This is a genomic window from Mesorhizobium sp. CA16 (assembly GCF_020165175.1).
GTDB lineage: Bacteria > Pseudomonadota > Alphaproteobacteria > Rhizobiales > Rhizobiaceae > Mesorhizobium.
Genome location: NZ_JAIUHP010000005.1, coordinates 1 through 17411, shown reverse-complemented (window position 1 = coordinate 17411; position 17411 = coordinate 1). Strand labels below are relative to the sequence as shown.

General features: G+C 63.2%; 14 protein-coding genes. 9 read left to right on the top strand and 5 right to left on the bottom strand.

All coding sequences use genetic code 11. From position 1 onward, the window contains the following. Both LB525_RS09340 and LB525_RS09335 read right to left on the bottom strand, forming a co-directional pair. Window positions 1–813 (bottom strand): ABC transporter ATP-binding protein, encoded by an 813-nt coding sequence (locus LB525_RS09340; protein ID WP_224544412.1) that lies wholly within the window; start codon window positions 811–813, stop codon window positions 1–3. A gap of 1 nt (window position 814) precedes the next feature. Continuing rightward, window positions 815–1999 (bottom strand): ABC transporter permease, encoded by a 1185-nt coding sequence (locus tag LB525_RS09335; RefSeq protein ID WP_224532047.1) that lies wholly within the window; start codon window positions 1997–1999, stop codon window positions 815–817. A 77-nt stretch (window positions 2000–2076) separates the two neighbouring features. Between LB525_RS09335 and dgcA the strand changes: the two genes are divergently transcribed. Further along, window positions 2077–3060 carry an N-acetyl-D-Glu racemase DgcA gene (dgcA, locus tag LB525_RS09330; RefSeq protein WP_224544411.1) on the top strand — a complete coding sequence of 328 codons (984 nt, stop codon included), beginning with the start codon at window positions 2077–2079 and terminating at the stop codon, window positions 3058–3060. Here the strand turns inward: dgcA and LB525_RS09325 are convergent. Both LB525_RS09325 and LB525_RS09320 read right to left on the bottom strand, forming a co-directional pair. Then, a complete protein-coding gene (locus LB525_RS09325) occupies window positions 3031–4245 on the bottom strand; it encodes an MFS transporter (RefSeq protein WP_224544410.1) in 1215 nt (404 codons plus the stop codon). The genes dgcA and LB525_RS09325 overlap by 30 nt on opposite strands. Before the next feature lie 195 nt (window positions 4246–4440). Beyond that, complete coding sequence (locus LB525_RS09320) at window positions 4441–5271, bottom strand: UDP-2,3-diacylglucosamine diphosphatase (RefSeq protein WP_224544409.1); 831 nt, start codon at window positions 5269–5271, stop codon at window positions 4441–4443. 121 nt (window positions 5272–5392) lie between these two features. Here LB525_RS09320 and LB525_RS09315 point away from each other — a divergent pair, with 121 nt between their 5' ends. The 3 genes from LB525_RS09315 (at window position 5393) to LB525_RS09305 (ending at window position 10083) form a co-directional block, all read left to right on the top strand. Then, entirely contained in the window at window positions 5393–6172 is a 780-nt protein-coding gene (locus LB525_RS09315; RefSeq protein ID WP_224544408.1) for an SDR family oxidoreductase, read from the top strand. 161 nt (window positions 6173–6333) lie between these two features. Continuing rightward, on the top strand, window positions 6334–8658 hold the full coding sequence (locus tag LB525_RS09310; RefSeq protein ID WP_095765240.1) for an NADP-dependent malic enzyme: 2325 nt from the start codon (window positions 6334–6336) through the stop codon (window positions 8656–8658). A 201-nt stretch (window positions 8659–8859) separates the two neighbouring features. Beyond that, the gene (locus tag LB525_RS09305; protein ID WP_411971013.1) at window positions 8860–10083 is read left to right on the top strand and encodes a DUF2865 domain-containing protein; all 1224 of its coding nucleotides are present in this window, start codon (window positions 8860–8862) and stop codon (window positions 10081–10083) included. On the opposite strand, the gene gltX is transcribed toward LB525_RS09305, so the two are convergent. Continuing rightward, window positions 10001–11374, bottom strand: a complete 1374-nt coding sequence (gene gltX, locus LB525_RS09300; RefSeq protein ID WP_140841098.1) for a glutamate--tRNA ligase — start codon at window positions 11372–11374, stop codon at window positions 10001–10003. The genes LB525_RS09305 and gltX overlap by 83 nt on opposite strands. 711 nt (window positions 11375–12085) lie before the next feature. Here gltX and LB525_RS09295 point away from each other — a divergent pair. The 5 genes from LB525_RS09295 (at window position 12086) to LB525_RS09275 (ending at window position 17265) form a co-directional block, all read left to right on the top strand. After that, a complete protein-coding gene (locus LB525_RS09295) occupies window positions 12086–15862 on the top strand; it encodes a vitamin B12-dependent ribonucleotide reductase (RefSeq protein WP_224544407.1) in 3777 nt (1258 codons plus the stop codon). 8 nt (window positions 15863–15870) lie between these two features. Then, on the top strand, window positions 15871–16071 hold the full coding sequence (locus LB525_RS09290; protein ID WP_127863793.1) for a type II toxin-antitoxin system HicA family toxin: 201 nt from the start codon (window positions 15871–15873) through the stop codon (window positions 16069–16071). Between the two features lie 4 nt (window positions 16072–16075). After that, window positions 16076–16282: a type II toxin-antitoxin system HicB family antitoxin gene (locus LB525_RS09285; RefSeq protein WP_013532022.1), complete on the top strand. Its 207-nt coding sequence runs from the start codon at window positions 16076–16078 to the stop codon at window positions 16280–16282. A 109-nt stretch (window positions 16283–16391) separates the two neighbouring features. Then, window positions 16392–16871 (top strand): DUF4145 domain-containing protein, encoded by a 480-nt coding sequence (locus tag LB525_RS28690; RefSeq protein ID WP_224544406.1) that lies wholly within the window; start codon window positions 16392–16394, stop codon window positions 16869–16871. Between the two features lie 22 nt (window positions 16872–16893). Beyond that, window positions 16894–17265 carry a VOC family protein gene (locus LB525_RS09275; protein ID WP_224544577.1) on the top strand — a complete coding sequence of 124 codons (372 nt, stop codon included), beginning with the start codon at window positions 16894–16896 and terminating at the stop codon, window positions 17263–17265. Window positions 17266–17411: the final 146 nt, after the last annotated feature.

The window sequence follows — 17411 nt, the reverse complement described above, 5'->3', positions numbered from 1 at the left end:
CTATGCGCGCGCCGCAAGATCAAGTTGCCGGGCGCGTTTTCCGCGGAAATAGGATTTCACCCACGGCTCGTCGCTCTTCAGCATGTCGTCGATCGTGCCTTCGACCAGCACCTTCTTCTTGCCGAGCACCGCGACGTGATCGCAAGCGGTGAACAGCGTGTCGAGATCGTGCGTAACCATGTAGACGGTCAGATCCATCGTGTCGCGCAGCTTGACGACAAGCTCGTCGAACTCGGCGGCGCTGATCGGGTCGAGCCCCGAGGTCGGCTCGTCGAGAAAGACGATGTCGGGATCGAGCGCCAGGGCGCGCGCCAGCGCCGCGCGCTTGATCATGCCGCCGGACAGCTCGGACGGGAATTTCAGGGCGGCGTCGGGCGGCAACCCGACCAGCTCGATCTTGAGCAAGGCCAGCTCGTCCATCAGCGCCTTGGGCAGGTCGAGATATTCGCGCATCGGCACCTGCACGTTTTCCATCACCGTCAGCGCTGAAAACAGCGCGCCATGCTGGAAAAGAACGCCAAGCCGCATGTCGATGCGCAGGCGATCGGCGTCGCTGGCCTTGTCGACGTCGACGCCGAACAGGCTGATCGTCCCCGATTGCTTCGGCATCAGCCCCAATATGGTGCGCAACAGCACCGATTTGCCGGCGCCCGAAGCGCCGACGAAGCCAAGGATTTCCCCACGCTTGATATCGAGCGAAAGCTTGTCGAGAATCACCTTGTCGCCGATGGCGACGGTTACGTCGCGAACCGAAAGCACGATCTCGTTGTCATTCGTGTCCTGCGCCGCCGTGGCGCCGTTGCCGTTCGCCATCTCAGAACCCGATCGCTGCGTAGAACATGGCGAAAAGCCCGTCGAGGATGATGACGACGAAGATCGACTTCACCACCGACGCGGTCACGTGCAGGCCGAGCGATTCGGCGCTGCCGCCGACCTTCATGCCCTCGACCGACGCGATGATGCCGATGATGAGGGCCATGAACGGCGCCTTGATCAGGCCGGCAAAGATGGTGCTGAGGTCAATGGCGACGCGCAGCCTGTCGATGAACGCGGCCGGCGGGATATCGGAATAGAGCCAGGCGGCAACGATGCCGCCGCCAAGCGCGGCAAAATTGGCGATGATCGTGAGGCACGGCAGCCCGATCACCAGCGCGACGAGCCGCGGAAAGACCAGCACGCCGATCGGATTGAGGCCGATCACCTTCAGCGCGTCGACCTCCTCGCGCATTTTCATCGAGCCGATCTCGGCGGTGATGGCGCTGCCCGAACGGCCGGCGAGCATGATCGCCGTCATCAGCACGCCGAGCTCGCGCAGGATCAGCACGCCGACGAGGTCCACGACGAAGATGTTGGCGCCGAAATAGCTGAGCTGGTAGGCGCCCTGCTGGGCGACAATGGCGCCGACAATGGCCGACATCAGCACCACCACCGGTATCGCGCCGACGCCCATGCGATCGATCTGGTTGAAGATCGCGGCCGGGTTGACCGCGTGGCCGCGGCCGAGCTTCATCTGTGCGCCGCGGATCGTGGCGCCGAGAATGTTCATGGAGGCGAAGAAATCGTCGCGCATCTCATAGACACGCCGGCCAACCAGCTCCAGCGCGCGCAGGATGATGTTGGGCGGCCCGGACGGACCCGATTCGGGCTCCCGGCGAACCGCATCGCCGACCGCGCCGAGCAGGATCGAAGCGATCTCGCTCTGCCCCTGCAAATGGACCTCGACGCCTTTCTTCTCGAAGGCGCTGGCCAACCGGTCGATAAGCCATGCGCCGGCGGTGTCCATCTTTTCGATGTGGGAAAGGTCGAGCATCAGCTGTTTTGCGCCGCTTCTCTGCTCGATCTTGCGCATGTCGGCATCGACCAGCGCCACGGTGCGCGTCGTCCACACGCCGGAAAAGGCGCAGCCCAGCACGCCCCCTTCCTCGCCCACGGCAATGCGAGGCCGGTGCTCGGCGTCCTTGGCCTCGCCGCTTGCGTCGCGTTTGCGGATGGTCAACATGGCGTCCTGTTTAGCGTGACCGGACTGGCGTGTCGATTTGCCGGCAGACCGGTGTCGCACAGCCGGAGAAGAAAATTATGGCGCGTGTCATTTCGGTCGAAATGGAGCGATTCCCGATCGCCGGCACCTTCACCATCTCACGCGGATCCAAAACCGAGGCCGAAGTCATCACCGTAACGATCGCTGACGGGGGACGTTCCGGGCGCGGCGAGTGCGTGCCGTACAGGCGCTACGGCGAGACCATGGAGGGGGTGCGCGCGGCCATCGAGGCCATGCGCGATCCGGTCGTCTCCGGCATCGACCGGACCGCCTTGCTCTCAGCCATGCCCGCGGGCGCCGCACGAAACGCCATCGACTGCGCCCTTTGGGACCTGGAAGCCAAGCTGACCGGAACGCCGGTGGCGGCGGCCATCGGGGCCCTTCCGACGAGGTCACTGGAAACCGCCTACACGCTGTCGCTCGCCGAACCGGACGCCATGGCGGCGCAAGCGCGCGCCAATGCCGCGCGGCCTTTACTCAAGGTGAAGATCGGCGGCGACGGCGACATGGCAAGGATCCGCGGGGTGACGGAAGCCGCTCCCGAAAGCCGCATCATCCTGGATGCCAACGAGGGCTGGACCAACGACAATGTCGAGGCGAACCTCAGCTTCGCCGCGCAGCACGGCGTCGCGCTTGTCGAACAGCCGCTGCCGGCGGGCAAAGACGACATCCTGCGCCGGATCGCGCATCCGGTGCCGATCTGCGCCGACGAAAGCGTGCATGCGGCAAAGGACCTCGATGCGCTGGCCGGGCTCTATGACGCCGTCAACATCAAGCTCGACAAATCCGGCGGCCTGACCGAGGCGTTGAAGTTGCGCGACCGCGCGCGCGAACTCGGCTTCGGCATCATGGTGGGCTGCATGGTCGGCACCTCGCTCGCCATGGCCCCGGCGGTGCTGCTCGCGCAGGACGCCGACTTCGTCGACCTCGACGGTCCGCTGCTGCTTGCGCGGGATCGCGAGCCCGGTCTCGTCTACCGGGGATCGCTGGTTTCACCCCCCGACAGGGTGCTTTGGGGCTGAACGGGAAGCTAGGCCTATCAGCACCATGCCGACGACCGCGATCGGGATCATCGCCCAGAAACCGTCGACGCCTAAACGGTCATAGAGCGGGCCTGAAGCAAGCGTCACCGCCGCCATGAAGAAGCCGTTGAAGAAATAGGCGATGCCTTGCGCGGCGCCCGTGCGCTCCTCGGAAACCGTTTCGCCGATCATCTTCTGCAGGCCGATCAACACCATCGCCACAGATACCGAATGCAGCGTCTGGACGCCGAAGAAGCCGGCGACGCCCAGACCGAGCGGCCAGACCAGCGGAAAGGCGATCCAGCGCACGATCGAACCGATACCGGCGATCACCATCACCCTGGCGACCGAGATGGAAGCAAAAATACGATTGAAAAACAGAAACATGCAGACTTCCGACACCACGCCCCAGGCCCATAGCAGGCCAACGACGGAATCGCCGATTCCGATCGATTTCCAGTAGATCGAGACGAAGCCGTAGAGGAAGGCATGGCTGGCGGTGATGATGCCGACGCCAAGCGTGAAATACAGGAAATAGGCATTGAACAGGCTCGGCGCCTTATGCTGGATCTCGGTCGCCGACAGCGGCGAGGCCTTGCGCGGCCGCCCCATGCGCGGCGACAGCAGCGCCGCGACCAGGGCCGCGCCGAGCGCAATGAAAATGATGAGCGGGACCGCCTGTGGACCCGTGGCCGCAAGGATGAACCCGCCCACGACATTGGCGCACAGATACGAGATCGAGCCCCATTTGCGCATCGCCGTGTAGTTCGAACCGAAACGGCGCACGCCCGAAAGCGCCAGCGAATCGGCCATCGGCGAATGCGGCGTCCAGACGATCGTCAAAAGCAGCGACACGGCGAGCACGACGGCATAGGTGGCCGTCAGGAAATAGCCGGCAGAGATGACCATGGAGGCCGCAACCACCGCGATATAGACATCGGCGCGATCCCGGGCCCGGTCGGCAAGCGCGGTCAGCATCGGCGTCGTGAACACGCGCAGGAACATCGGCGCGGCCAGGATGACCGCAATCTGCTCGGCATGAAAACCTTTCGCCTGCAGCCAGAGCGGAAAGTAAGGCAGATGCGTGCCTTGCGAGACGAACAAGGTCGCGAAGATCAGGCTCATGCGCAGTTCGAAATGGCTCGGCTTGACAAGCTGTTCGGGCGATAGCGGCGGCAGCGACATGAATCGATCCAATTTCGCTGCATTCGACTCCCATGCAACGTGTCTCGATCCCTAACATGCGGCAAAGCGCGACGGAACCAGCTGGACCAATCGATCGAGGGCAAAGCTGTTGACGGACGGTACCTGTGAACGAGCGCGGCGCGCGGCCAGCGTGAGCGCGAAGGCAGCAGGCTGAACCCGGAAAGGCAGCTGCGCTCAAGCCGCCTGAGCCGCCCTGCCCTTGAGGTCGATGATATCGACCGGCACCAGCGCTTCATTGCCGGCCGACGCCTCAGGGAGCACATGCGCCCAAGTCAGGATTTCCATGCGGCCGTCGAAATGCTCGACCACCGCCGTGCAGCTTTCCACCCAGTCGCCGGTGTTGATGTACTGCACGTCGCCGTAGCTCTCGATTGCGGCGTGATGGATGTGGCCGCAGATCACGCCGTCGACATGCGAGCGCCGCGCCTCCTCCGAAAGCACGGTCTGGAACGAGCCGATGAAGTTCACCGCCTTCTTCACCTTGACCTTGGCCCATGACGAGAACGACCAGTAAGGCAGGCCGAGCAGGTGGCGCAGCTTGGTCACGACACGGTTGACCAGCATTGCCGCGTCATAGGCATAGTCGCCGAGATAGGCCAGCCAGCGCTGGTTGTGCACCACCGTGTCGAACTGGTCGCCATGGATGACCAGCAGGCGCCGGCCGTCGGCGGTCTCGTGAATGGCGCGGTCGGCGACGACAATGCCGCCGAAATGCACGCCCTGGAACTGGCGGGCGAATTCGTCGTGATTGCCGGCGATATAGGTGATCGAGGCGCCCTTGCGCGCCTTGCGCAGCAGCTTCTGCACCACGTCATTGTGGCTCTGAGGCCAATGCCAGTTGCGCCGCAGCCGCCAGCCGTCGACGATATCGCCGACCAGATAGATGATCTCGGCGTCGTGATGACGCAGGAAGTCGATCAGGAAATCGGCCTTGGCCGCTTTCGAGCCGAGATGCACGTCGGAAATGAACAGGGCGCGGAAAGTGCGGGGCTCTGGGTCTGACATCACGATTTTACCCTTTGCTTTCGCGTGCCTATGCCCCGATTCATGCAACAACCGTATGACGGTTGCGGTTGGTCCAGCCCAGGCGCTAGCTTGCGCGCGACACAATCAGGAGAAAACCGTCATGGATCTCGGCATTCGCGGCAAGAAGGCCATCGTCTGCGCCTCGAGCAAGGGACTGGGTCGCGGCTGCGCCATGGCGCTTGCCGAAGCCGGCGTCGATCTGGTCGTCAACGGCCGCAACGCCGAACTCGTGGCCAAGACCGCCAAGGAGATCCGCGACCGGTTCGGCGTCGATGTCATCGAAGTTGCCGGCGACGTGTCGAAGCCCGAGGTGCAGAAAGCGATGCTCGCCGCCTGCCCCGATCCCGACATTCTGATCAACAACAATGGCGGCCCGCCGCTGCGCGATTTTCGCGAGCTCGACCGCACCAAGATCCTCGAGGGTGTGACGCAGAACATGGTCACGCCGATCGAGCTCATCCAGGCGGTGATCGACGGCATGGCCAAGCGCGGCTTCGGCCGCATCGTCAACATCACCTCGCTGTCGGTCTATGTTCCGATCCCCGGTCTCGACCTGTCGTCCGGCGCTCGCGCCGGCCTGACCTCGTTCCTCGCCGGCGTGGCGCGCACGGTCATCGACCGCAACGTCACCATCAACAGCCTGCTGCCCGGCAAGCTTGACACCGACCGGCTGCGCGGCCCGCACGAGGCCGGCACTCCGGAAGACCCGGCCGCGGCGGCCGCGCGCAAGGCCCGCATCAGCGCCGACGTGCCGGCAAAACGTCTCGGCACGCCGGAGGAATTCGGCCAGATCTGCGCCTTCCTGTGCTCGGTCCATGCCGGCTACCTCACCGGCCAGAACATCCCGGTCGACGGCGGCCTCTACGTCAGCGCGTTCTGACCGCCGCTACTCATCCGCCCGAAACTTTCATGCCAACAGGCTGGAATCGTTTGATTATTTCCGCTCCGGCATTGTGAAGGCCGGAGTCCGAGATTTTGGCGTCGCGAAATGGTCGACGCATGCTAAAAGGCTCCAAACCAGTATCGCAGGGAGGGGCCGCAATGGACGGCGAGAACAAGAAAACGGCCCGGTCGGATCTCGACGAGGCCGCCCTCTTCTTCCACAAGCACCCGACGCCGGGAAAGCTGGAGATCCAGGCGACGAAGCCGCTCGGCAACCAGCGCGACCTGGCGCTTGCCTATTCGCCGGGCGTGGCCGCGCCCTGCCTCGAGATCCGTGACGATCCGGCCACCGCGGCCGACTACACCGCCCGCGCCAATCTCGTCGGCGTCGTCTCCAACGGCTCCGCCGTGCTTGGGCTGGGCAATATCGGTCCGCTCGCCTCCAAGCCGGTCATGGAAGGCAAGGCGGTGCTGTTCAAGAAATTCGCCGGCATCGATGTCTTCGATATCGAGATCGACGCGCCGGAGATCGAGCGGATGGTCGAGACGGTGGCGGCGCTCGAGCCGACCTTCGGCGGCATCAACCTCGAGGACATCAAGGCGCCTGAATGTTTCGAGGTCGAAGAGCGGCTGAAGGCCCGCATGGGCATCCCGGTCTTCCACGACGACCAGCACGGCACCGCGATCATCGTCGCAGCCGCGGTGCTCAACGGGCTCGAATTGGCCGGCAAGGCGATTTCCGACATCAAGATCGTCACGTCCGGCGCGGGTGCGGCAGCACTTGCCTGCCTCAACCTTTTGGTCTCGCTCGGCGCCAAAGTGGAAAACATCTGGGTCACCGACCGGTTCGGCGTCGCCCATAAGGGTCGCGTCGAAGAGATGGATCGCTGGAAAGATCCCTATGTGAAGGACACCGAGGCGCGCACGCTGGCCGACGTCATCTCCGGCGCCGACGTCTTTCTCGGCCTTTCCGCCGCCGGCGTGCTGAAGCCGGAGCTTTTGCAGCACATGGCGCCGAAACCGCTGATCCTGGCCTTGGCCAACCCCAATCCCGAGATCATGCCGGAAGTGGCACGCGCCGCGCGGCCAGACGCCATGATCTGCACCGGGCGCTCGGATTTTCCCAATCAAGTCAACAACGTGCTGTGCTTTCCTTACATCTTCCGCGGCGCGCTAGATTGCGGCGCCAGCGCCATCAACGAGGAGATGAAGATGGCGGCGGTGCGGGCGATCGCCGCCCTTGCCCGCGAGGAGCCTTCGGATGTCGCGGCGCGCGCCTATTCCAGCGAGACGCCGATTTTCGGCCCCGATTTCCTGATCCCCTCGCCCTTCGATCCGCGCCTTATCCTGCGCATCGCGCCGGCGGTGGCGAAAGCTGCCTGCGACACCGGCGTCGCGACGCGGCCGATCGCCGACTTCACCGCCTATATCGACAAGCTCAACCGCTTCGTCTTCCGCTCCGGCCTGGTGATGAAGCCGGTGTTCTCCTCCGCCAAAACCTCGAGCGCCAAGCGCGTCATCTATGCCGACGGCGAGGACGAGCGCGTGCTGCGTGCCGCGCAGGTGGTGCTGGAGGAAGGCATTGCCGAGCCGATCCTGATCGGCCGTCCGCATGTCGTGGAGGTCCGGCTGAAGCGTTACGGCCTGCGCATCCGTCCGGGCGTCGATTTCGGCCTGATAAACCCGGAAGACGATCCGCGTTACCGGCACTATGTCGACCTCCTGATCGAGCTTGCCGGCCGCCGCGGTATCACGACGGAAGCCGCCCGCACCATGGTGCGTACCAACAATACGGTGATCGCCGCTCTTGCGCTGAAGCGCGGCGACGCGGATGCCATGATTTGCGGGCTCGAAGGCCGCTTCGAGCGGCATCTGCGCAACGTCACGCTGATCATCGGGCCTCGCGCCGGCATCAAGGACCGCGACCTGTCGACATTGTCGATGCTGATCTCGCAGCGCGGCATCATCTTCCTCACCGACACGCATGTCTCGGTCGATCCCACAGCGGAAGAAATCGCCGAAATGACTGTGCTCGCGGCCGAGGAAATCCAGCGCTTCGGCATCGAGCCGAAAGCAGCGCTTCTGTCGCATTCGGATTTCGGCTCACGCGATTCACCCGGCGCGCTGAAGATGCGCCAGGCCGCGGCGATCCTGGCTCGCATCGCCCCGGAACTCCAGTGCGATGGCGAGATGCATGCCGACTCCGCTCTTTCAGAACATCTGCGCCAGCGCGTCTACCCGCATTCGCGGCTGAAAGGCGAAGCCAATCTGCTGGTCTTCCCGAACCTCGATTCGGCCAACATCACGCTGACGGCGCTGCGCGCCATGATGGACGCGCTGCATGTCGGACCGATTCTGCTCGGCACCGACAAGCCCGCGCACATATTGACGCCGTCCGTAACCTCGCGCGGCGTCGTCAACATGACCGCGCTTGCGGTGGTCGAGGCGGCGCATAAGGCGCAGGCGCTCGTCGACTTGAACTGAGGTGACGCGACAAAGCGCAATTGTGCCGGGTTGCAGACAAGAGCAATTCCAGGAAAAGTGTGAGCGGTTTTCCGTCTGGAATTGCGTAAAAACAAAGAAATAGGGCGTTTCGCCGTTTCCGTGAAACGGTGAAACGCATAGCGAACAGTTAACCACGAACGCGATAGTCTTCCGGCCACGGGCAATCGGGATTCCAGGCGAATGAAGGGGCTGAAGCTGATGCATCTTGCGACGCTGCTTGCAGCGCTTGCAGGTTCAGCTGTCGCCGGCGCTGAAGCCCAGGCCGCCTCTCGCATATGCAGGCAACTCGAAGCCGTACTCGCCGCGACGCGCGGCGGTGGCGGAGGCCCCGGCATCGTGCGCAAATATGACGATGCCATCCAGCGCCAGGGCGAGCAGCTTGCCAAGGCCCGCGGCCGGGCAAGCGACGCCGGTTGCGGCTTCACGCTGTTTTCGCGCAATGTCAGCCAATGCGCCGCGATCAACGCCTCGATAGAGCGGATGAATGCCAATCTCGACACATTGCAGGCCAAGCGCGAGCGGCTGGCCGCCGGCGGCACGCGGCGCGACCGCAGCCGCATCCTGGCGGCGCTCGATGCCAATGGCTGCCGCGACGACGAGATCGCGCCGCGCCGCGCGCCGCTTCGGGAGGCGGCCCGCGACAATGGCGGCGGCAATCTGTTCGAGCAGCTTTTCGGCCGCCAGGACCAGCAGGTCGAAACGCCCGATGCCCCCGATATCCCGGACTCGGCGGACGTGCCGTCCGATGATGCGAGCGTGCGCAACATTCGCCGCGTCATCAACCAGCCGGACGGCATGGATCTGCCCCGGCTGGGCGGCGAGTTCCATACGATGTGCGTGCGCACCTGCGACGGCTATTTCTTCCCGATGTCGAATGCCGCTTCCATCGGTGACTTCGAGCGCGACCAGAAGAATTGCGAATCGAGCTGCCCAGGTACCGAGATGCAGGTCTTCTATTCGCGCGGAATGGACGACGATTCTGGCTCGATGACCTCGTCGGCGACAGGTCAACCCTACAGCGAGCTGCCGACCGCCTATCTCTACAAACAGGCCAATTACTCGCGCCCGCCCACCTGCGGCTGCAATGCGCAGGCCGGCAATTTCACGATCATCGGCGGCAACCCGCCTGATCCTGAACAATCGCAGCCGAACGGCGAGGCAGCGCGCTTCATACCGATGCCGGCGTCCAAGCCCGATCCGGGCGCCGATCCGGAAACGCTCGCCAATGCCGAAGGCGGGCTCGACCTTGATGCGATCAGGCGGCTGACCACCAAAGTGCCGGTGTCGCCGGTCTCGGCGCTGCCGCCCGATCAGCGCAAGGTCAGGGTCGTCGGGCCAGCGTTCCTTCCCGACCCATCAGCGGCAATAGATCTGAAAGCTCCGGCCCCGAAGTCCGCCCGGTAAGGGCCAGCCTCAGCGGCATGAACAACGGCTTGCCCTTGCGCCCGGTGGCTTCCTTGATCTTGCCGGTCCAGTCCTTCCACACCGTGCCGTTCCACGGCTCCTCGGGGAGAACGTCGAACGCCTGATTGAGGAAATCGCGGTCCTCGCCGGAAAATTCCGCCGGTTCCTGCGGACCCTCGCTCAGGATACGCCACCAAGCGACCGCGTCCGACAGGCGGTCGAGATTGCCGCGCACCGCCATCCAGAACGGCTCGGCCTTGTCGCCGGAAATGCCCAGCACCATCAGCCGGTCGCGCGCTTCCTCGAACGACATGCGATGCATCAGCGTGCGGTTGAGCACGAAGAGCTCGTCCGGGTCGAATTTGGAGGCGGACTTGGACGTCGCCGCCGGGTCAAAATGGCCGGCGAGCTCGTTGAGATCATGCGCGGCGGTGACATTTTCCGACGTGCCGACAAGCACAGCCAGCGAAGCGACGGCCATCGGCTCGATGCCGTCCTCGCGCAGGCTTTCGATCGACAGCGCGCCGGTGCGCTTCGACAACCCCTCGCCCGACACTGTGGTGAGCAAATTGTGGTGGCCGAAGACCGGCGGCTCGGCGCCCAGCGCCTTGAAGATGGCGATCTGCACGCCGGTGTTGGTGACATGGTCGTCGCCGCGAATGACATGGCTGACACCCATCTCGATGTCGTCGACCACCGAGGGCAGCGTGTAGAGATAGGTGCCGTCCTCGCGCACCAGGACAGGATCCGACAGCGAGGCGAGGTCGACCGTCTCCTCGCCGCGCACCAGGTCGTTCCAGCGCACCTCGGTGCGCTCCGGCTGCAGCGGGTCGTTGGTGTAGTTGGGCAGCAGGAAGCGCCAATGCGGCCGGCGGCCATCCGACTGGTACTCGGCCACCTGCTCCGGCGTCAGCGTCAGCGCCTCGCGGCCATAAACCGGCGGCAGGCCGCGCGTGCGGCGCACTTTGCGGCGCAGGTCGAGCTCTTCCGGCGTCTCGTAGCAGGCATAAAGCACCCGCGCCGCCTTCAGCCGCTCGACTGCCGCGTCATAGATCTCGAAGCGGCGCGACTGGTATTCGGTGACATCCGGGAAGATGCCCAGCCAATGCAGGTCGTAAAGAATGGAATCGGCATATTCCTGCGTCGAGCGGGCAATGTCGGTGTCGTCGAAGCGCTGGATGAAACGGCCCTTGTTGTTCATGGCGAAAAGCCAGTTGAACAGCGCGGTGCGCGCATTGCCGATATGGATGCGGCCGGTCGGCGATGGGGCAAAACGTACGGTAACTGTCATGAGCGGGGCGTAGCGGATGCTTTTGGTGTTGACAAGGCGCGCCCCCGGGCGAACGCAACAGATAGTGCAAGCCAGCTAAAATGAAAAGCCATCGGTCCGACACGGCTTTCCGCCTGGCCGATCACCGCGTCAAGAGCCTGCAAAGCCGGGCTTCTTATGTCCCCGTTATCCACATATGTGACACACAAGATGTTGGGGTCATAAAAGCTACGCAAACGAATCCTTGACGGGTCGGAACGAGTCGCTTTTTATAGGCCATGCGCTCCTGTAGCGGGCGCGACCGGAGAGTTCTGAGGCCGGTCTTTTTTCCCGGATTTTGTGCGTTTTGCCCGGATTTCCGCCTGTTCACGAGGCCGGCGGAAGCGTTGGGATCGTTAGGGCTTGGGTGGGCGAAAGGGAGAATTGTCGGCCTGGAAAAAATGATCTGTTAACACTATATTTAGTGTTTGCAGGCAGGCTCGACGCTAGATAGTGTGAACCTCCCTCCACGGAGGGAATCGACAAAAGTTTCAGTTCGAGGGACCCGCGGGTCGGCCGGCAACCTGGGTAAGCGCCTGGAAAAGCGTTTGCTTGTCTGCATGGCAGCGCCCGCGACGAGGAGAGTGTCGGCGTCGCCCGCGATGCCGGCAAACGGCGGACTGCGCTTTTCGCCATGTGGGGCAGCAATCCCTTGGGAAAGGCGCTATATATAGACACAAAGGAACGGGACCAATGCGCATCGAGCGTCGCTTCACCAAGCCAGATCAGTCCGCCTATGCGGAGATCGAATTTCGCAAGGCTTTGTCGGAGATCAAGAATCCCGACGGCTCGGTGGTGTTCCGCCTGGACAATATCGATGTGCCGGCGCAGTTCAGCCAGGTCGCGGCCGACATCCTGGCCCAAAAGTATTTCCGCAAGGCCGGCGTGCCGGCGCGCCTGAAGAAGGTTGAGGAGAACGACGTTCCCTCCTTTCTGTGGCGTTCGGTTGCCGACGAGGCCGAACTCGCCAAGCTGCCCGAGGCCGAGCGCTATGGTTCGGAAACCGACGCCCGCCAGGTCTTCGATCGCCTCGCCGGCACATGGACCTACTGGGGATACAAGGGCGGCTACTTCAAATCCGAGGATGATGCGCGCGCCTTCCGCGACGAGCTCGCCTATATGCTCGCCACCCAGCGCGTCGCGCCGAACTCGCCGCAATGGTTCAACACCGGCCTGCACTGGGCCTATGGCATTGACGGCCCGAGCCAGGGCCACTTCTATGTCGATCCCTTCACCGGCAAGCTGACCAAGTCGAAGTCCTCCTACGAGCACCCGCAGCCGCATGCCTGCTTCATCCAGGGCGTGCAGGACGACCTCGTCAACGAGGGCGGCATCATGGACCTATGGGTGCGCGAGGCGCGCCTGTTCAAATACGGCTCCGGCACCGGCTCGAACTTCTCGATGCTGCGCGGTGAGGGCGAAAAGCTTTCCGGCGGCGGCCGCTCGTCCGGCCTGATGAGCTTCCTCAAGATCGGCGACCGCGCGGCGGGCGCCATCAAGTCGGGCGGCACGACGCGCCGCGCGGCGAAAATGGTCATCGTCGACGCCGACCACCCGGATATCGAGGACTTCATCGACTGGAAGGTCAATGAGGAGCAGAAGGTCGCCTCGCTGGTGACCGGTTCCAAGATCGTCAAGAAGCATCTCGAAGCCATCATGAAGGCCTGCGTCAATTGCGAAGGCCATGGCGACGACTGCTTCGACCCGGCGCTGAACACCGCGCTGAAGCGCGAGATCAAGGCGGCCAAGAAGGACGCCGTGCCGGAGAACTATATCTACCGCGTCATCCAGTTCGCCCGCCAGGGCTACACCTCGATGTCGTTCAAGACCTACGACACCGACTGGGATTCGGACGCCTATCTCACCGTCTCCGGCCAGAACTCCAACAATTCGGTGTCGCTGAAGGACAATTTCCTGCGCGCCGTCGAGACCGATGGCGACTGGCAGCTCACCGCCCGCAAGGACGGCAAGGTGCTGAAGACGCTGAAGGCGCGCGACCTGTGGGAAAAGATCGGCTACGCCGCCTGGGCTTCCGCCGATCCGGGCCTGCACTTCAACACGACGATGAACGACTGGCACACCTGCGCCTCCGCCGGTGCGATCCGGGCTTCCAACCCGTGCTCGGAATACATGTTCCTCGACGACACGGCCTGCAATCTCGCCTCGATCAACCTTTTGCCCTACCGCCGCGAAGACGGCACGATCGACATCGCCGCTTACGAGCATACCGTTCGGCTGTGGACCATCGTGCTCGAAATCTCGGTGATGATGGCGCAGTTCCCGTCCAAGGAGATCGCCAAGCTCTCTTACGAATACCGCACGCTCGGCCTCGGCTACGCCAATATCGGCGGCCTGCTGATGACCTCAGGCATCCCCTACGATTCCGACGAGGGCCGCGCCATCTGCGCCGCGCTCACTGCCATCATGACCGGCGTCGCCTACTCGACCTCGGCCGAAATGGCCGCCGAGCTCGGCGCTTTCCCGGACTATGACCGCAACGCCCAGAACATGCTGCGCGTCATGCGCAATCACCGCCGCGCCGCTTACGGCGACAAGGACGGCTATGAGAAGCTCGCCGTCAACCCGGTGCCGCTGGTCGCCTCCGACCTGAAGCAGCAGGCGCTGGCCGAGCATGCCCGCGCCGCATGGGACCGCGCCATCGAGCTCGGCGAGGAGCATGGCTACCGCAATGCGCAGGCAACCGTCATCGCGCCGACCGGCACGATCGGCCTCGTCATGGATTGCGACACAACCGGCATCGAGCCCGACTTCGCGCTGGTGAAGTTCAAGAAGCTCGCCGGCGGCGGCTATTTCAAGATCATCAACCGCGCCGTTCCGGAAGCGCTGCGCACGCTGGGCTATTCCGAGAGCCAGATCGCCGAGATCGAGGCCTATGCGGTCGGCCACGGCAACCTCAACCAGGCGCCCGGCATCAACCCCTCCTCGCTGAAGGCCAAGGGTTTTAGCGATGAGAAGATCGCGGCGCTGAATGCAGCGCTGAAGTCGGCCTTCGACATCAAGTTCGTATTCAACCAGTGGACGCTCGGCGCCGACTGGGTGAAGGAGACGCTCGGCTTCACCGACGAGCAGCTCGGCGACATCTCCTTCGAGATGCTGCCGGCTCTCGGCTTCTCGAAGAAGGACATCGACGCCGCCAACATCCATGTCTGCGGTGCGATGACCTTGGAAGGCGCGCCCTTCCTCAAGGCCGAGCATCTGCCCGTGTTCGATTGCGCCAGCCCCTGCGGCAAGATCGGCAAGCGCTCGCTCTCGATCAACAGCCACATCCTGATGATGGCGGCAGCGCAGCCCTTCATCTCGGGCGCCATCTCCAAGACCATCAACATGCCGAACGAGGCGACGGTCGAGGACGCCAAGAACGCCTATATGCTGTCGTGGAAGCTGGCGCTGAAGGCCAACGCGCTTTATCGCGACGGCTCGAAACTGTCGCAGCCGCTCAACGCCTCGCTGCTCGTCGATGACGACGAGGACGAGGACGAGGCGGTCGAACAGCTGATCGCGGCACCCGCCGCGCAGCGTGCCGTGCAGGTGACGGAAAAGATCGTCGAGCGCGTTATCGAGCGGCTTTACCGCGACCGCGAGAAACTGCCGAACCGCCGCAAGGGCTACACCCAGAAGGCAGTCGTCGGCGGCCACAAGGTGTATCTCCGCACCGGCGAGTTCGACGACGGCCGCCTGGGCGAGATCTTCATCGACATGCATAAGGAGGGCGCCGCCTTCCGCGCGATGATGAACAACTTCGCCATCGCGATCTCGCTCGGCCTGCAGTACGGCGTGCCGCTCGATGAATATGTCGAGGCCTTCACCTTCACCAAGTTCGAGCCGGCCGGCATGGTGCAGGGCAACGATGCGATCAAGAACGCGACGTCGATCCTCGACTATGTGTTCCGTGAGCTCGCGGTCTCCTATCTCGGCCGCCACGACCTCGCCCATGTCGACCAGTCGGACTTCGACAAGACCGCGCTCGGCCGCGGCATCACCGAAGGCAAGGCGACGCCCTTCTCCAAGGGCCTCTATCGCGGCGCCTCGCCGGTGAAGCTGGTGTCGGCTGCGGGTTCTGACCCGAAGGGTTTCGGCGGCTCTGGGCCGTCGACCGCCCCTGCCCGCGCCGCGCCCACGGCCTTCTCAGGCTCCAACGTGCTGGCGCTGAAGCCGGCAAGCGACGAGGCTATCGCCTACAAGCGCGACTATGAGGAGCGCGCCAGGGAACTGGCCGAGGATATGGTGGAAGAAGAAGCCGAAGCCGCCGGCGGCGCCGAGGCTTTATTCACCGACGCCGCCGCCAACGAGGCGGCCGAAGCGAAAAAGCTCGCCGCGACAAGGCGCCAGCAATCGCTTCTCCAGGGCTACACCGGCAACGAATGCTCCGAGTGCCACAACTTCACCATGGTGCGGAACGGCACCTGCGAGAAGTGCGACACGTGTGGAAGCACGAGCGGGTGCAGCTGAGAGCTTAGATGCCGCCTCGGCTTACAGTCCGCGAAGTTATTCGCATGCTGGAGGCCGACGGCTGGTATTTGGTTGCAACCAAAGGCAGCCATCGCCAATATAAACATAAGACCAAAGCCGGCCGCGTCACCGTGGCCGGCAAGCCGTCTGAAGAGGTTGCACCAGGAACGTTGAACAGCATCCTCAAGCAGTCCGGCCTGAAGGAGTGATGGTATGCGCTACGCCGTGGTGATCGAAAAAGCCGGAAATAACTTTTCTGCATATGTGCCCGACCTGCCAGGCTGCATCGCTACCGGAGCGACGGTAGCTGAGGTGGAAACCGAAATCCGTGATGCGATCCGCTTCCACATCGAAGGTTTGCGTGCTGACGGGCTGGATGTGCCGAAAGGCGTCAGCCTGGCGGAGTATGTAGAGGCGTAGCGTCTGGCGCCACGGCATTAGGGTAGAGGCATAACATGCCACAGGCCAGGCAAGATTAGCTTTTCGGAAATCGGGGCCTTGCTCGCTTACCCTTAAGGTCAATCTTAGTTTGGATTACTCATATACCCCAAGAGATTTTTTCTGTGTCCCCCATGACGTTTGGCGCACATATGAGGACGCATGCAAGATTCTTCCTGTCAGCCCAGCTGGCTCGGCTGTCATTTCAAGACGCTGCCTTGAAGACCTATTGCTGTCGCTTAGTCACACCCAAAGAAGTCTAGCCAAACAGATTAGGTCAGCTACCAAAACCGATCGCCCAGGGGGAATGGCGGGAACTTATACAGCCTATGCCGATATGATCAGGTGCATTGGCAATCTTGCAGCACACCCTTTCATGACGAGCAACGGACTTCGGTCCTTCGAAGTCGAATATGAAGACGCTCATTGGTGTCTAGAAATGATCGGGGAATTATTCGACTTTTTTATGAAAAACCTGTGGCCTTTGAGACGCGCACAATGGAGCTACAAGGCAGATTGTGAGACTGCACCGTCCCTGACGAACCGCGGCGCAGGCCGACCGCCACCATGACCGCCGAGTGTTCCGCCATACCGTGATCGACCACATCACCATCGAAGTGAGCGACCTCGACAAGAGCAAGCTCTTCTACGAAAAGGCTTTTGCGCCGTTGGGCTACAGCCTCTCCTTCGGCAAAAACGGCGTGTTCTGGGCCTTTGATGTCGGCAATGGCAGCCTGTTCGAGATCCAGAGCACGGGCGAAACGCCGCCGCTCACCCATCTGCATGTCGCCTTCCGGGCAAAGAGCAAGGCCGAGGTCGATGCGTTCCATCGCGCGGCGCTCGATGCTGGCGCGGCGGACAACGGCGCGCCCGGGCCGCGTCCGGATTATGCTGAGCACTACTACGCCTGTTTCGTGCTCGATCCCGACGGCTATAACATCGAAGCGATGATCAATGAGGGGTAGGTGGCGGCAAACCCTCCACTTCGTCATTCCAGGGCGGAGCAAGGAGCGAAGCGACGCGCGCAGACCCTGGAATCCTGTGTGTTGGTTCTGGTGTATGGTTGAAGTGGGAAGGAGACCGAATGAATCCTGGTCGTCCTTTCGGACAG

Excerpts from the sequence above, each read along its gene's own strand:
- LB525_RS09340 (WP_224544412.1), bottom strand. The coding sequence starts at position 813 with ATGGCGAACGGCAACGGCGCCACGGCGGCGCAGGACACGAATGACAAC.
- LB525_RS09335 (WP_224532047.1), bottom strand. The coding sequence starts at position 1,999 with ATGTTGACCATCCGCAAACGCGACGCAAGCGGCGAGGCCAAGGACGCC.
- dgcA (WP_224544411.1), top strand. The coding sequence starts at position 2,077 with ATGGCGCGTGTCATTTCGGTCGAAATGGAGCGATTCCCGATCGCCGGC.
- LB525_RS09325 (WP_224544410.1), bottom strand. The coding sequence starts at position 4,245 with ATGTCGCTGCCGCCGCTATCGCCCGAACAGCTTGTCAAGCCGAGCCAT.
- LB525_RS09320 (WP_224544409.1), bottom strand. The coding sequence starts at position 5,271 with ATGTCAGACCCAGAGCCCCGCACTTTCCGCGCCCTGTTCATTTCCGAC.
- LB525_RS09315 (WP_224544408.1), top strand. The coding sequence starts at position 5,393 with ATGGATCTCGGCATTCGCGGCAAGAAGGCCATCGTCTGCGCCTCGAGC.
- LB525_RS09310 (WP_095765240.1), top strand. The coding sequence starts at position 6,334 with ATGGACGGCGAGAACAAGAAAACGGCCCGGTCGGATCTCGACGAGGCC.
- LB525_RS09305 (WP_411971013.1), top strand. The coding sequence starts at position 8,860 with ATGAAGGGGCTGAAGCTGATGCATCTTGCGACGCTGCTTGCAGCGCTT.
- gltX (WP_140841098.1), bottom strand. The coding sequence starts at position 11,374 with ATGACAGTTACCGTACGTTTTGCCCCATCGCCGACCGGCCGCATCCAT.
- LB525_RS09295 (WP_224544407.1), top strand. The coding sequence starts at position 12,086 with ATGCGCATCGAGCGTCGCTTCACCAAGCCAGATCAGTCCGCCTATGCG.
- LB525_RS09290 (WP_127863793.1), top strand. The coding sequence starts at position 15,871 with ATGCCGCCTCGGCTTACAGTCCGCGAAGTTATTCGCATGCTGGAGGCC.
- LB525_RS09285 (WP_013532022.1), top strand. The coding sequence starts at position 16,076 with ATGCGCTACGCCGTGGTGATCGAAAAAGCCGGAAATAACTTTTCTGCA.